Origin of the sequence: Bacillus sp. EKM501B (assembly GCF_011800505.1) — a bacterium.
Classification (GTDB): domain Bacteria; phylum Bacillota; class Bacilli; order Bacillales; family Bacillaceae_G; genus Bacillus_A; species Bacillus_A cereus.
This window is the reverse complement of record NZ_JAALFZ010000008.1, coordinates 123975-139041: the sequence shown is the minus strand read 5'-3', so window position 1 is coordinate 139041 and position 15067 is coordinate 123975. Positions and strand designations below refer to the sequence as shown.

The window sequence follows — 15067 nt, the reverse complement described above, 5'->3', positions numbered from 1 at the left end:
ATTTATCCAAAAGACAAACAAGGTTTATCCACAAAATGTGGATAAACCTAATTAATCCGTGGATAACTTTGTGAATAGCTGACAATTTAGTATTATTGCATTCTGCTCTTTTATATTTTTACAAAAATGTTCTAGTTGTTGAATTCCCTCTGGAACCTCATCCTTTTCTATAGTAAAAAAGTCAAAAAACTGAAAGATCGGTACAGATTGTGGATGATTTGTTAGTAAGTACAATTGTTGAACACTTTTTTCTTTCATATACTGCAAAAACATTTCAAAAAAATATAAGAAAGTCTGTTTATCCACATGAGGTGTGAATAAACAAGAACGAATAAGCACATCTTCCCCACTTTGTTCATAACCAATTACAGCTCGTATTTCTTCCGCCTCTTCCAAAATCATAAATTGTGCGTACAACTCATTTATTTTATCATCTTTTTTATTAGCTTGTCCGAAAAAAGAATGTAATCTTTCCACATCTGCTTTCGTAGCAAAATACACTTTCTTCATAATAAATCCCTCCTCATTTTTATATATGAAGAGGGATTTATTAATAGTACTATTTAGAGAATAAAGATGTAAAAGCTTCTACAATAAACAATTTAACTTCTGGCTTTTCTTCTTCCTCTTCTACTTTTACATACTCATTTTGTTTTTCTTGTTTTTTCTCCACAGGTTTCTCCACTTTTTCCACAGTTTTTATTTCTTCTTTACTTACAGGCTGCTCTTCGACTTTTGTTTCATTTTTTACTACTTTCTTTTCAGAAGCTGTTACTTTTTTTACTACTTCCTGCTTTACAGCTTTCGTTTCTTTTACCTTATCTACTTTCTTCTCTTCTTTATCTATTACTTCCTCATCTAGTTGTTTCACCTGCTCCTCTTCAGGAGATTCCGCCTTTACAACGTGCTCTTCTTTTCTTACAGCTGTCCCACTCGAAAAATCTAAGAAACACATTGGTGGAAATAATACACACCACCAGTTCGCCCCTTCACCTTCTCCAATTGTGATTAATACTGCTTCATATTCTCCTGCTGGATAAATAAAATTCCCGTATACCTTTGTAGGAAACTTTACATTCTTACTAAATTTCACTTGAAATGAATCTTTACTTCCTTCTCTTTTTAACGTATTTTCCACCGTTTTCTCGATTTCTGGAATATGACTTTGAATTACTTTGCGTGCCTCTTCAAATGAAGTTAAATCCGCTACCCATCCATCAATTTGTGCTTTTACTTCATCACGCACTTTACGCTTTAATGCCTGGTCTTTATCTGAATCACTATTTGCTAAAATTCTTAATCGAACGGCCTCTTTCGGAATAACTGAAGGCCCTTTCGCATCAGCTTTCATATATCCAAACTGCACAAGTAACTGTGCACCAATTAATAGTATAAGAAGATAAGCAATAACTTGTTTTTTCATTTCCTCCACCGTCCCTTCTACAAACAGTGTGGACAGACTTTCATCTTTCTAAACTATTAAATTCAAAATCTATATGAATTTTTCCACAAAAAAATAGAGTAAGGTGTGAACCTTACTCCATCTCTGCAAATACCATACGATCTTTTCCGTTAATATCGAAAACAACCTCAACATGAGCATGTGGAAAAGCTTGTTGTAACAATCTTTTTACATCCCCACCTTGTCCTACTCCAATTTCAAACGCCACAATCGCTTTCTTCTGCAACACATTCGGCAATTCTTCCATAAAACGGCGATAGAAATCTAATCCGTCTTCACCACCAACAAGTGCTCTCTTCGGCTCATGCTCTTTCACAACAGGAGAAAGACCACGCCAATCCTCTTCCGGTATATATGGAGGATTTGAAACAACAACATCTAGCTTTTGACCCGTTTTATGAAATGGTGACAATAAATCACCGTGATAGAACGTTACTTCTGCACCTAAAGCTTTTGCATTTTCTTTTGCAACTTCAATCGACTCTTGTGCAATATCTACTGTATACACATGAAGATTTTCATTTTCTAAAGCAAGCGTAATAGAAATCGCTCCACTACCTGTACCTATATCTGCTACATGTAGTTTCTCATCACCAAAATGGCGCTCGATTCTTTCTAATACTCCCACTATAAGCTCTTCTGTTTCCGGTCTTGGTATTAATACTTCTTCATTCACAAAGAAAGACCGTCCATAAAACATTTCATAACCAATCATATATTGAATAGGAATACCTTCTACATGCTTGTGGATAAACTCCGTAAAGCTTTTCTCTTGATCCTCAGTTATTTCTTCACGCATATTCATAAGTAATCCTGTTCTGTTCACCTTTAATACATGACAAAGGACAATTTCTCCCGCATTTTCATCTCGTCCATTTTCCTGTAAAAAAGAAGAAGCCCATTTCAGGGCTTCATAGACACGCATTACTCAGCTGCCTCCATCTTTTGAGCCTGATCTTCCATCACTAAGGCATTGATGAAATCATCTAACTTACCTTGTAAGATTTGATCTAGCTTTTGAATCGTTAAACCGATTCGATGGTCTGTAACACGGTTTTGCGGGAAGTTATACGTACGAATACGCTCTGAACGATCTCCCGTACCAACAGCTTGTTTACGGTTTTGATCATACTCAGCTTGCGCTTCTTGTCTAAACTTATCATAAACACGTGCGCGTAATACTTTCATCGCTTTTTCTTTATTCTTGATCTGTGATTTCTCATCCTGACAAGATACAACTACACCAGTCGGTAAATGCGTTAAACGCACCGCTGACATCGTTGTATTAACGCTCTGTCCACCAGGTCCACTAGAAGCGAATGTATCAACACGAACATCTTTCTCGTGAATATCAATTTCTACTTCTTCTGCCTCTGGTAATACAGCTACAGTTGCTGTAGATGTATGAATACGTCCACCAGATTCCGTTTCAGGAACACGTTGTACACGGTGAGCACCATTCTCGAATTTCAGCTTCGCGAAAGCACCTTTACCATTAATCATAAAGATAATCTCTTTATATCCACCTAACTCTGTATAGCTAGCCTCAATAATCTCCGTTTTCCAGCCCTGTACCTCAGCGTAACGGCTATACATACGGTATAAGTCACCAGCAAATAAAGCTGCCTCGTCTCCACCAGCAGCTCCACGAACCTCAACGATAACGTTCTTATCATCATTAGGGTCTTTTGGAACAAGTAAAATTTTCAGACGCTCTGATAATGTTTTATCTTGTGATTCTAACTCAGAAACTTCTTCTTTTACCATTTCACGCATTTCTGCGTCTAACTTATCTTCTAACATTGCTTTCGCATCTTTTAATTGCTCACGAACATCCTTATACTCACGATACACCTCTACCGTTTCCTGTATATCAGACTGTTCCTTTGAATATTCACGAAGCTTATTTGAATCACTAATAATCGCTGGATCACTTAACAATTCATTTAACTTCTCATAACGATTTTCTACAGCTTGCAAACGATCTAACACATCATTCACCTCTACATCCTAGTATCTAATACAAATAGTATATGGTACTTACTCAAAAAAACGCAAATTATATTTAAAAGTGGCGGTGGCTCTTTCAGCTCTGACCAGCTAAGGTTCTTTCGACCTAAAGGTGCTTTTTACCTTTTGGGCGGAAGGTTCTTAGATGCGAAGAGCTAGCCACCAGAACTAGATATATTTAAAAGCGGAAGCGGCTCACACCGCTCATTCTCTCTATTTTGAAAAAAACCCGCCTTGCGCAGCGAGTTTTACTTATCTTTGTTTGCAGGTACTGCATGACAATGACGACAACGCGGTTCATACGTTTCTGAAGCTCCAACTAAAATAATTGGATCATCAAATGCCGCTGGTTCTCCATCAATTAATCGTTGTGTACGACTTGCTGGAGATCCACATACAGAACATACTGCTTGTAGTTTTGTCACATGTTCAGCAATCGCCATCAGCTGAGGAACTTGTCCAAATGGTAGACCACGGAAATCTTGGTCTAAACCAGCTACAATGACACGATAGCCACGATTTGCCAATACTTGCACCACTTCCACAATGTCCCCATCAAAAAATTGCACCTCATCGATTGCAATAACATCCAGCTCTTCTGTAATATGTTCAAATATATCCTTTGAAGCTGAAACAGGAACTGCTTTTACCTTTAATCCGTTATGTGATACTACATCTTCTTCACTATATCGATTATCAATACATGGTTTAAATACAATTGCATGTTGTTTTGCAAATTGCGTACGGCGCACACGGCGGATTAGCTCTTCTGACTTGCCAGAAAACATACTACCGCAAATCACTTCAATCCAGCCATTTTGATTTATTAAGTACATGAAGCTCTCCTTTCATCTACTTTTCAGTTAAAAGTAGGGTAAAGGTATAATATTTTCGCAAAAAAAACAGACAAGCGAATACATACACTTGCCTGTTTTATGTTTTTATTACTTAAGACCGTATTTCTTATTGAAGCGGTCAACGCGTCCGTCTGCAGTAGCAAACTTCTGACGTCCAGTGTAGAATGGGTGAGAATCAGAACTGATCTCAACTTTTAGTAATGGATAAGTGTTACCATCTTCCCACTCAACAGTTTCGTTAGATCCTTTAGTAGATCCGCTTAAGAATTTGAAGCCTGTGTTTGTGTCCATGAATACAACTTTCTTGTAATCTGGGTGAATTCCTGCTTTCATTCTTTTCATCTCCTTCCGCCCTGAATCATTTTCGAAACAGAGTTTTTCATCTTCAGCTGCATACACAACTATATTGATGAAACACATATGATGAAATTATAACAAGGCTAACTTCATTTTGCAACTACCTGTTTTTGTCTTTTTAATTTTAAAAGCGCAAGCGGCTCGTTCAGAATGGGAGGGGGATGGAGCTTCTGACGTAGAGGCGCTTTTTGCCTCGTAGGAAGACGCGAAGCCACCGACCATTCTAGCCGCTGGAGCTGGATATTAAATTTAAAGTGGAGGTGGCTCGCTCAGCTCTGACCAGCTAAGGTTCTTTCGCCCTAAAGGTGCTTTTTACCTTTTGGGCGGAAGGTTCTTAGATGCGAAGAGCTAGCCACCGGAACTGGATATTATCTTAAAGTGGAGACGGCTCGTTCAAAATCGCAGGGCATTGGAGCTCTCGACCCTGAAGCGCTTTTTGCTTCATGCGAGAGAGCAAAATGACCGGAGATTCTAGCCGCTGGAGCTGGATATCACCTTAAAGCGCACGCGGCTCGTTCAGAATGGGAGGGGGATGGAGCTTCTGACGTAGAGGTGCTTTTTACCTCGTAGGAAGACGCGAAGCCACCGACCATTCTAGCCGCTGGAGCTGGATATTATCTTAAAGTGGAGACGGCTCGTTTAGCTCTGACTGGCTAAGGTTCTCTCACTTATTTCTCTCTTTAATATCACCTAAACAGCATAAAAAACTCGCTTACTATAAAATAAGCGAGTCCTGATTTTTTCCCTTTACTTAGTTGTTACATACCTTTTTGAGTCTGCAACAATGTTTTGTAAAAACTCTTCATTTGTCTTCGTTTGACGAAGCTTACGTAAGAAACTTTCAACGAAGTCTGGTGTATCACGCATTGTTTTACGAATGCCCCATAACTTGTCTAAATGTTCTTTTGGAATTAATAGATCTTCTTTACGTGTACCAGAACGACGAATATCGATCGCCGGGAAGATACGACGTTCAGCTAATGAACGATCTAAGTGAAGTTCCATATTTCCAGTTCCTTTAAATTCCTCGTAAATAACATCGTCCATACGTGATCCTGTATCAACAAGGGCTGTCGCTAAAATTGTTAAGCTACCGCCTTCTTCAATATTACGCGCAGCTCCAAAGAAACGCTTCGGTCTATGGAAGGCAGCTGGATCGATACCACCTGATAATGTTCTACCACTTGGTGGAATAACGAGGTTGTAAGCTCGAGCTAAACGGGTAATACTATCCATTAAAATGATAACATCTTTCTTGTGCTCTACAAGACGCATCGCACGTTCTAACACAAGCTCAGCTACTTTAATATGATTTTCTGGCACTTCATCAAAAGTAGAACTTACAACATCTCCTTTAACAGAACGTTCAATGTCTGTTACTTCCTCTGGACGCTCATCAATTAAAAGTACAATTAATTCTGCTTCCGGATGATTTGTTGTAACACTATGCGCGATTTCTTTTAATAGACTTGTTTTACCAGCCTTTGGAGGCGCAACAATTAAACCACGTTGTCCAAATCCAACTGGTGCGATTAAATCCATGATGCGTGTCGGTAACTTTTTAGGTTCCGTTTCCAATTTCATTTGGCGATCTGGGTATAATGGTGTTAATGCAGGGAAATGCACACGCTCTTTTGCTGAATCTGGATCATCTCCGTTTACAGCTTCAACTTGTAATAACCCAAAATAGCGTTCATTTTCTTTCGGAGGTCGTACTTTACCAGAAACCTTATCTCCATTACGTAAATCGAAACGACGAATTTGCGAAGCTGAGATATAAATATCTTCTGAGCTTGGAGAATAGTTGATAGGACGTAGGAATCCAAATCCTTCTGATTGAATAATTTCTAATACGCCTTCCATGAAAAAGAAACCTTCTTTTTCTGCTCGAGCTTTCAAAATGGAAAAAATTAACTCTTTTTTCGTTAATTTGCTATAATACGAAATCTTAAATTCTTTCGCAAGCTCGTATAACTCTTTTAATTTCATGTTTTCTAATGCTGCAATTGACAAATTCATTCAGACACCACACTTTAACGTTATTCTCTTTTTTCATGGGTAAAGGGAAAAAATACGGAAGGCAAATAATTAATAATGAAAGGCAATAAGTTCAAGTAGGGTAATATTCACTATTGTAACCCTTTTATCTAGTTTTAATCAATACGTTGGAACACAAATACAAGAAGCGAAGACAAGAAAATTTGTCTTCGCTTCTTATTTAATTTAGTTCCAGCTCCGATAGTTAGAAAAGTCGACCATTTTAACCTTTCTGAACGAGCTGCTTACGCTTTTTATTTAATAACCAAGTTTGGTTTTTTATTCAAGCTATGACGTCCATCCACGAAGCGTACTGTGCCTGATTTTGCGCGCATAACAAGGGATTGCGTTGTTCCTACGCTACCTTTAAATTGAACACCGCGTAATAGTTCTCCATCTGTTACGCCTGTTGCTGCAAAGATTGCATCGTCACCTTTTACTAAGTCCTCCATACGAAGGATACGATTAATGTCTTCTATGCCCATTTTTTTACAACGTGCTAATTCAGCTTCGTTTTGTGGCAATAGTTTTCCGTGAATTTCTCCACCTAAACATTTTAAAGCAACTGCTGCTAATACACCTTCAGGTGCTCCACCAGATCCAAATAAAATATCTACACCTGTACGATCAAACGCTGTATTAATCGCTCCAGCTACATCTCCATCATTAATTAATTTAATGCGAGCACCAGCTTTACGAATTTCTTCGATAATTTCTTGATGACGTGGACGATTTAAAACTGTCGCTACAACATCTTCAATATCTTTATTTTTTGCTTTCGCAACTGCACGTAAGTTATCAATAATAGGCGCATCAATGTCGACCGCCCCGACTGCTTCTGGGCCAACCGCGATTTTATCCATGTACATGTCAGGGGCATGTAACAAATTACCGTGGTCTGCAATTGCAATAACAGCAAGAGCATTCCAGCCACCAGCTGCTACGATGTTTGTCCCTTCTAAAGGATCAACCGCAACGTCTACACGTGGTCCATATCCTGTACCTAATTTCTCTCCGATATATAGCATTGGTGCTTCATCCATCTCACCTTCACCAATTACAACTGTACCTTTCATCGGAATTGTATCAAATACATCACGCATAGCTGATGTTGCTGCACCGTCTGCCTCGTCCTTTTTCCCGCGCCCCATCCAACGCGCTGATGATAAAGCTGCAGCCTCTGTTACACGTACTAACTCCATAGATAAACTTCTTTCCACGATAATCCCTCTCCTTTAAGTCTTTATATTTCTGCCGTATTTTGTGAACCGTGTTTTTCTATAAAGTGTACTTCCGCAAGTAGTGATGCTTCGCTTCCCCCTTGCGGAAGTATCACTTATGCGTTCTTCATTTCTTCAATTTCTTGCTTTGTCATTTGTTCTCGCCAAATGTTTGCTCCAAGCCCTTTAAGCTTGTCCACTATATTCTCATAACCTCGATCAATATGCTCAAGTCCTGTTACTTCTGTAATTCCATCTGCCATTAAACCTGCAATAACAAGTGCCGCTCCCGCTCGTAAATCACTCGCCTTCACTTTTGCACCTTGCAGTAACACAGGACCAGTTACAATTGCCGAACGACCCTCTACTTTAATTTGAGCATTCATACGACGTAATTCATCAATGTGTTTGAAACGGGCACCGTAAATTGTATCTGTTACAACTCCCGTCCCGTGCGCCTTTGTTAAAAGCGTCGTAAACGGCTGTTGTAAATCCGTTGGAAAACCTGGATATACAAGCGTTTTGATATCAACTACTTTTAACTTTCTATTACCGTTCACCGTAATTTGATCATCGTTCGTTTCAACTTGAACACCAGCTTCTCTTAGCTTTGCAGTAACTGATTCTAAATGCTGAGGAATAACGTTATCAACCGTTACTTCTCCTCCTGATGCAGCTCCTAGAATCATATACGTACCAGCTTCAATACGATCTGGGATGATAGTATGGTGACAACCATGTAAAGAGTCCACACCATCTATTCGGATTACATCTGTACCAGCACCTTTAATACGTGCCCCCATGCTTGTTAACAATGTAGCTACATCAATAATCTCGGGCTCTTTCGCTGCATTTTCAATAACAGTTCTACCTTTTGCTCGTACAGCTGCTAGCATAATATTAATCGTAGCTCCTACACTAACAACATCTAAATAAATACGTGCCCCGCGTAGCTCATCTGCTCTTAAATAGATGGCACCTTGTTCATTCGTAACATGTGCACCTAGCGCTTCAAACCCTTTAATATGCTGATCAATCGGCCTCGGTCCTAAATGACATCCACCCGGAAGCCCAATAACAGCTTTTTTAAAACGGCCAAGCATTGCACCCATTAAATAATAAGAAGCGCGCAATTTTTTCACTTTTCCATTTGGCAAAGGCATTGCAACCATGTTAGAAGGATCGACTACCATCTCTTCCTCCTGTCCATAAGTTACTTTCCCTCCAATTTCCTCTAGTAAGTCTCCTAACATTTTTACGTCCGAAATATTAGGGACACCACCAATAGTTACTGGAGTATCTGCTAAAATTGTCGCTGGAATTAATGCAACGGCGCTGTTCTTTGCACCACTTACTCGAATTGTTCCATTTAAAGCTCTTCCGCCTTCAATTAGCAATTTTTCCATATTGAGCTCCCTTCTTGTGAATGTATTTACTTTCTATCTTTTTATAGAAAGCTCCCCTTAAGAATCTCAATTACTCTTTCCATCCCAAAACTCAATAAATAGGAAACCATTATCTTCATTTCTCCTATAGCACGAATAGATAAAGATCAACTATTCATCGAATTCACTTTATCAATTTAGATACGTTATCACATTTATTAATAGGACTATGCACATTATTTTCTATTTAAAAACAAAAATGATAAAATCTTTAGACTTGTTCACGCTTTCATTATACAACGAAAGGAAACCGTCTAAAAGACTAGACGGTTTCCAAAACGGAATTTTATTCTTACGCTTTACCGTTAGAACCGAATTCGCGAATTTTACCAATAACAGTTGCTTTGATAGCGTCGCGGCCAGGTCCGATAAATTTACGAGGATCGTAAACTTCTTGGTCTTTGTTTAATACTTCACGAACAGCTTTTGTAAACTCGATTTGGTTCTCAGTGTTTACGTTGATTTTTGAAGTACCTAAAGAGATAGCTTTTTCGATATCAGCAGTTGGGATACCAGTACCACCATGTAATACTAAAGGTACGCCAGTGAAGTCACGAACTTGTTCCATTTCAGCGAATCCTAAGTTAGGCTCACCTTTGTAAGGACCGTGTACAGAACCTAAAGCTGGAGCTAGGCAATCGATACCTGTTGCTTCAACAAGGTGCTTACACTCTGCTGGGTCAGCGTAAATTACGCCTTCAGCGATTACGTCGTCTTCTTGTCCGCCAACTGTTCCAAGCTCAGCTTCAACAGATACGTTACGAGCGTGTGCGTATTCTACTACTTGTTTAGTAGTTTCAACGTTTTCTTCGAATGGGTGGTGAGAAGCGTCGATCATTACAGATGTGAAACCTGCATCGATTGCTTCTTTACATTTTTCGAAGCTTGAACCATGATCAAGGTGAATCGCTACAGGAACAGTGATGTTCATTTCTTCGATTAAAGCTTTAACCATAGCTACAACTGTTTTGAAACCAGTCATATGACGAGCTGCACCCTCAGATACACCTAGGATTACAGGAGATTTTTCTTCTTCCGCAGCAGCTAAGATAGCTTGAGTCCACTCTAAGTTGTTCATGTTGAATTGACCAACTGCGTATTTTCCTTCTAGTGCTTTGTTTAGCATTTCTTTCATAGAAACTAAAGGCATGGTGAATCCTCCTAAAAAACGTTTTTTGTATCCGATAAGTTCTTATCGCTGGTAGTATGACCAGAATAAGGTAAAATATGTATATCTACATACCGGACTTTTTTCTACACTCAATAGGATAACAACTTGTACTCAAAAACTCAACCGTATTCACCTGCACAATAGTCCATGTAAACGCTTTTTTCCATATTTTTTATAAAAAATTCATTTTTACGCCTCTACAGCGAGCTCATTTCTCACAGCTTGACGAATTTCATCAATATCAAATGGTTTAGCAAAATGCATTAAAGCACCTAAATCTTTTGCTTCTTGGATCATATCAAGCTCTCCATAAGCAGTCATTAAAATTACTTTAATACTCTCATCAATTTCTTTTACATGCTTTAAAATCTCTATACCATCCATGCCTGGAATTTTCATATCTAACACTACTAAATCTGGATTATCTTTTTTCACGATATCTAAAGCTTGAAATCCATTTGCTGCTTGGAATGTCTGATAACCTTCTTTTTGGAACACTTCATGTAATAGCACACGAATCCCATATTGATCATCAACGATTAAAATTTTACCTTCCATAATTCCCAACCTTTCTGTGTAAGTACAAGATTTAAAGCTTCTTATATCTTAACGATTTATTTTCGCTATTCTTTGGCAAATTCCTTCCTATTCTTTCTTATTTTACCGTTTCCTATTTTGTTATGCTACCCTACGATTTCACCTTTCTAAAAAAATAAACTATAATGAAAGCCGGCAAACACGTACGAAGGGAGTAACATTATGTTAAAAATTTTTTCAACTCAATTAAGTGGTTATTTCTCCAGAGTTTCTCAAAAAGAAGAAATGAATATAGAAGATAGTGCTCGTTTACTTGCTCAAGCACTAGTTGGCGATGGTTTCATTTATTTACATGGTACAAATGAAATGGAAGGCGTTGTTGCCGAGGCACTATTCGGTGCTGAACCAATGAAGCAAGCAAAACGCTTATTTGAAAATGGTAAAGAAGCAGAAGTAACCTCTGCGGATCGTGTACTTCTTATTAGCCGTTTTTCAACAGATGAAGCGGTTGTAGAAATTGCAAAAAAACTACACGAAGAGGGACACTCTATTGTCGGCATTTCTGCTCTTCAAGAAGGTACGGAATCACTCGAACGATATACAGACGTACATATTGATACAAAACTGTTAAAAGGTCTTATTCCAGACGATGAAGGTAATCGCTACGGATTCCCAAGTTTAATAGTAGCTTTATTTGCTTATCACGGAATCAAATTTACAATCGATGAAATGTTAAATGAATATTAAAAAAAGCGCCTTATTTCAGGCGCTTTTTTTATTACTTGCTCTCTTTATTCGTAATAGAAGCTCTTACGAAGTCATGGAACAATGGTTGTGGACGGTTTGGACGAGAAACAAGTTCTGGGTGGAACTGTGCTGCCACGAACCAAGGGTGGTCTTTTAATTCAATGATTTCAACTAGACGGCCGTCTGGGCTTGTACCAGAGAATACAAATCCTTCTTTTTCCATATCCGGACGGAACTGGTTGTTGAACTCATAACGATGACGATGACGCTCATATACAACCGGCTCATTATAAGCATTGTAAGCATTTGTTTCTTCAGCAAGCTTACATGGGTATAGACCAAGACGAAGTGTACCACCTAGGTCCTCTACATCTTTTTGTTCTGGTAATAAGTCGATGATTGCATATGGTGTGTCAGGGTTGATTTCAGAAGAGTTAGCACCTTCTAAACCTAATACATTACGTGCGAATTCGATTGATGCAAGTTGCATACCTAAGCAAATTCCTAAGAATGGAACTTTGTTTTCACGAGCATATTGAATCGCAACGATTTTACCTTCTACACCACGATCGCCGAAGCCACCTGGTACAAGGATACCATCTGTATCGCCAACTAATTCTTTTACGTTTTCTGCTGTTACGTGCTCAGCATTTACCCATTTTACTTCTACATCTGTGTCGAATGAGTAACCAGCATGACGAAGTGCTTCTACAACAGAAATATAAGCATCTTGAAGTTCTACATATTTACCAACAAGAGCGATTTTTGTTTTCTTAGAAAGATTACGCACTTTGTTAACTAGCGCAGTCCACTCTGTCATATCTGCAGCTGGATTGTCTAATTTTAAGTGGTCACAAACGATTTGGTCCATGTTTTGTTCTTGAAGAGATAATGGAACCGCATATAAAGTATCTGCATCGCGAGCTTCGATAACTGCTTTTGTATCGATGTCACAGAATAATGCAAGCTTGTCTTTCATATCTTGAGAAACAGGCATTTCTGTACGAACAACGATAATGTTTGGTTGAATACCTAAGCTACGAAGTTCTTTAACACTATGTTGTGTTGGTTTTGTCTTCATTTCACCCGCTGCTTTTAAGTACGGGATTAACGTACAGTGAATGTACATTACATTGTCACGACCGATGTCGCTCTTAATTTGACGGATTGCTTCTAAGAATGGTAGAGACTCGATGTCACCAACAGTTCCACCGATTTCTGTAATAACAACATCCGCATTTGTTTCACGACCAGAACGATATACGCGTTCTTTAATTTCGTTAGTAATATGAGGAATAACTTGAACTGTTCCTCCTAAATATTCACCGCGACGCTCTTTTTGAAGAACTGAAGAGTAAATTTTACCTGTTGTTACGTTGCTGTATTTGTTTAAGTTAATGTCGATGAAACGCTCATAGTGACCAAGGTCTAAGTCAGTTTCTGCGCCATCATCTGTTACGAATACCTCACCGTGTTGGTATGGGCTCATAGTCCCTGGGTCTACGTTAATGTATGGATCAAACTTTTGAATCGTTACGTTTAAACCACGATTTTTTAAAAGTCTTCCAAGAGATGCTGCTGTAATACCTTTTCCTAAAGACGATACTACACCGCCTGTTACAAAAATATACTTAGTCATGAAAAAGCTCCCTTCTATTTTGCTGTTATATAATCACCGTTGCAAAGCGCAACGTATGTAGATAACACTGTATCCATCTTATTGTTAGACTCTTTTTATTTTCTAAACAAAAAACAAAAAAGAAAATTGCTCCCCTCATCACAAAAAGTAATAAGTAGGGAGCAATTTTCTTTTATATTTACACTTTAAAAGTATTATCGTCCTTTTTTAAAGAGCCCAAAAATGATTCTACATGGACGATAATGAAAAGTCAAGAACTACAGTTCTTCCTCTTCTTCTTCTTCAGTTTCATCATACTCAAGTTCTTCTTCAGCGAAGTCGTCGTCATCTTCGTCTAAATCATCAAGATCGTCGTCATCTCCGTCTTCTTCTTCAAGAACCTTGTCCAAATCTTCTACATCGTCTTCATCTTCACTTACGTCTGCATCGTCGAAGTCATCTTCGTCTTCTTCAATGTAGTCGTCAAAACCGTCTTCTTCAACTTTACGTTTCTTCTTCGGTTTTGGTTGAGGCAAGATTTCTTCATCAATTTGCTCATATGGGTACCAGCTGCGTAGTCCCCAACGATTTTCTCCTAAATTAATGAAACGTCCATCGATGTTTAAGTCTGTATAAAATTGTGCGATTTTCGCATTAACTTGCTCTTGAGATAGTCCCAGCACTTGAGCGATTTCTTGAACCAACTCGTTGAATGTCGTTGCTTGTTTTTTATCCCCTAAAACGCTATGTACAACTTCAATCATTGAACATTCTTTTAGCTCTTCTGGTGAATATTGCTTAAAATCCACTTATGCGGCACTTCCTTTCATCAAATATAACCTTATATATAACGGCCTGCTTAAAAAAATCCATACTATTCATTATAAACAAAAGTCGCACAAATATGCTACAAAAAAAACGGGAAACTTTTATAGGGTAGTAAAATTATAATTTGTCTGTTCCTTATTTCGGAAGCATATGGGCCCCTTGCAATACATACCTAATTTGCATTTCTGTATATTCTTCGAGCGTATACAGTTTTTGCAGCGCCCAGCGTCTAAATCCCCACATCTGTCCTTGTATAAAAATATTATGCGCAAGAAGCTGTATTTCTTTTTTATTTAATGTAAATGTTCCATTTTCCGTACACTGTTCTAAAATATTCTCGAACATTCCTACCATTTGAAACTCCTTTTCTAATACATACGGAAGTGATTCTTTCGGTAAAAAGCGTACCTCTTGATACATTATCAATACTTCTTCCTGTAATTCGTCCATCACTTTAAAGTAATTCGTTATTGCTATCTTTAAACTTTCTATACTCCCTTTTTCTGTACACACTACTTCCTCTAATCTTTCTTTTACATGTTCATATATACTATCACAAACTAAATATAAAACATCATCTTTGGTACGAATGTACTCATAAAGTGTCCCTATACTAAACCCAGCCGCTTTTGCAATCTCTCTCGTTGTTGTACGCGGAAATCCTTTTTGTTTAAACAGTTGCACCGCACCTTTAATCATTTGTTCACGTCTTAACGCAACTAATTTTTCATCTTTCACCGATGCATGCACATTATGTTTAACCATTCCCTTCACCTCT

At 38.3% G+C, this 15067-nt stretch carries 15 protein-coding genes; 1 reads left to right on the top strand and 14 read right to left on the bottom strand.

Annotation, left to right across the window (positions count from 1 at the left end; all coding sequences use genetic code 11):
• Nucleotides 1-51: 51 nt before the first annotated feature.
• The 11 genes from HFD78_RS16895 to spo0F all read right to left on the bottom strand — a co-directional run bounded on the left by HFD78_RS16895 (nucleotide 52) and on the right by spo0F (nucleotide 11117).
• A complete protein-coding gene (locus tag HFD78_RS16895) occupies nucleotides 52-510 on the bottom strand; it encodes a GNAT family N-acetyltransferase (RefSeq protein WP_000758437.1) in 459 nt (152 codons plus the stop codon).
• Between the two features lie 49 nt (nucleotides 511-559).
• Nucleotides 560-1423: a stage II sporulation protein R gene (gene spoIIR, locus HFD78_RS16890; protein WP_000745063.1), complete on the bottom strand. Its 864-nt coding sequence runs from the start codon at nucleotides 1421-1423 to the stop codon at nucleotides 560-562.
• 112 nt (nucleotides 1424-1535) lie between these two features.
• Nucleotides 1536-2387 (bottom strand): peptide chain release factor N(5)-glutamine methyltransferase, encoded by an 852-nt coding sequence (gene prmC, locus HFD78_RS16885; protein WP_001267056.1) that lies wholly within the window; start codon nucleotides 2385-2387, stop codon nucleotides 1536-1538.
• Complete coding sequence (gene prfA, locus HFD78_RS16880) at nucleotides 2387-3454, bottom strand: peptide chain release factor 1 (protein WP_000887064.1); 1068 nt, start codon at nucleotides 3452-3454, stop codon at nucleotides 2387-2389. The genes prmC and prfA overlap by 1 nt, the downstream gene beginning before the upstream one ends.
• A 266-nt stretch (nucleotides 3455-3720) precedes the next feature.
• Complete coding sequence (locus HFD78_RS16875; RefSeq protein ID WP_000280860.1) at nucleotides 3721-4308, bottom strand: thymidine kinase; 588 nt, start codon at nucleotides 4306-4308, stop codon at nucleotides 3721-3723.
• Nucleotides 4309-4416: 108 nt separating this feature from the next.
• Nucleotides 4417-4662 (bottom strand): type B 50S ribosomal protein L31, encoded by a 246-nt coding sequence (locus HFD78_RS16870; RefSeq protein WP_000643433.1) that lies wholly within the window; start codon nucleotides 4660-4662, stop codon nucleotides 4417-4419.
• A 771-nt stretch (nucleotides 4663-5433) separates the two neighbouring features.
• A complete protein-coding gene (rho, locus tag HFD78_RS16865) occupies nucleotides 5434-6705 on the bottom strand; it encodes a transcription termination factor Rho (protein WP_001053903.1) in 1272 nt (423 codons plus the stop codon).
• 272 nt (nucleotides 6706-6977) lie between these two features.
• Complete coding sequence (gene glpX / locus HFD78_RS16860; protein ID WP_000442340.1) at nucleotides 6978-7943, bottom strand: class II fructose-bisphosphatase; 966 nt, start codon at nucleotides 7941-7943, stop codon at nucleotides 6978-6980.
• Nucleotides 7944-8059: 116 nt separating this feature from the next.
• Nucleotides 8060-9349, bottom strand: a complete 1290-nt coding sequence (gene murA / locus HFD78_RS16855; protein WP_000413254.1) for a UDP-N-acetylglucosamine 1-carboxyvinyltransferase — start codon at nucleotides 9347-9349, stop codon at nucleotides 8060-8062.
• Nucleotides 9350-9680: 331 nt separating this feature from the next.
• The gene (locus HFD78_RS16850) at nucleotides 9681-10538 is read right to left on the bottom strand and encodes a class II fructose-bisphosphate aldolase (RefSeq protein ID WP_001131855.1); all 858 of its coding nucleotides are present in this window, start codon (nucleotides 10536-10538) and stop codon (nucleotides 9681-9683) included.
• Nucleotides 10539-10748: 210 nt separating this feature from the next.
• On the bottom strand, nucleotides 10749-11117 hold the full coding sequence (gene spo0F, locus HFD78_RS16845; protein WP_000398594.1) for a sporulation initiation phosphotransferase Spo0F: 369 nt from the start codon (nucleotides 11115-11117) through the stop codon (nucleotides 10749-10751).
• A 201-nt stretch (nucleotides 11118-11318) separates the two neighbouring features.
• Between spo0F and HFD78_RS16840 the strand changes: the two genes are divergently transcribed.
• Nucleotides 11319-11843 (top strand): DUF2529 domain-containing protein, encoded by a 525-nt coding sequence (locus HFD78_RS16840; RefSeq protein WP_097863086.1) that lies wholly within the window; start codon nucleotides 11319-11321, stop codon nucleotides 11841-11843.
• 31 nt (nucleotides 11844-11874) lie between these two features.
• On the opposite strand, the gene pyrG is transcribed toward HFD78_RS16840, so the two are convergent.
• From pyrG to HFD78_RS16825, 3 genes are all read right to left on the bottom strand, one after another.
• Nucleotides 11875-13482 (bottom strand): CTP synthase, encoded by a 1608-nt coding sequence (pyrG, locus tag HFD78_RS16835; RefSeq protein WP_000170460.1) that lies wholly within the window; start codon nucleotides 13480-13482, stop codon nucleotides 11875-11877.
• A 257-nt stretch (nucleotides 13483-13739) separates the two neighbouring features.
• Nucleotides 13740-14270 carry a DNA-directed RNA polymerase subunit delta gene (gene rpoE, locus HFD78_RS16830; protein WP_000346280.1) on the bottom strand — a complete coding sequence of 177 codons (531 nt, stop codon included), beginning with the start codon at nucleotides 14268-14270 and terminating at the stop codon, nucleotides 13740-13742.
• Between the two features lie 154 nt (nucleotides 14271-14424).
• Nucleotides 14425-15054, bottom strand: a complete 630-nt coding sequence (locus HFD78_RS16825; protein WP_000238599.1) for a TetR/AcrR family transcriptional regulator — start codon at nucleotides 15052-15054, stop codon at nucleotides 14425-14427.
• Nucleotides 15055-15067: the final 13 nt, after the last annotated feature.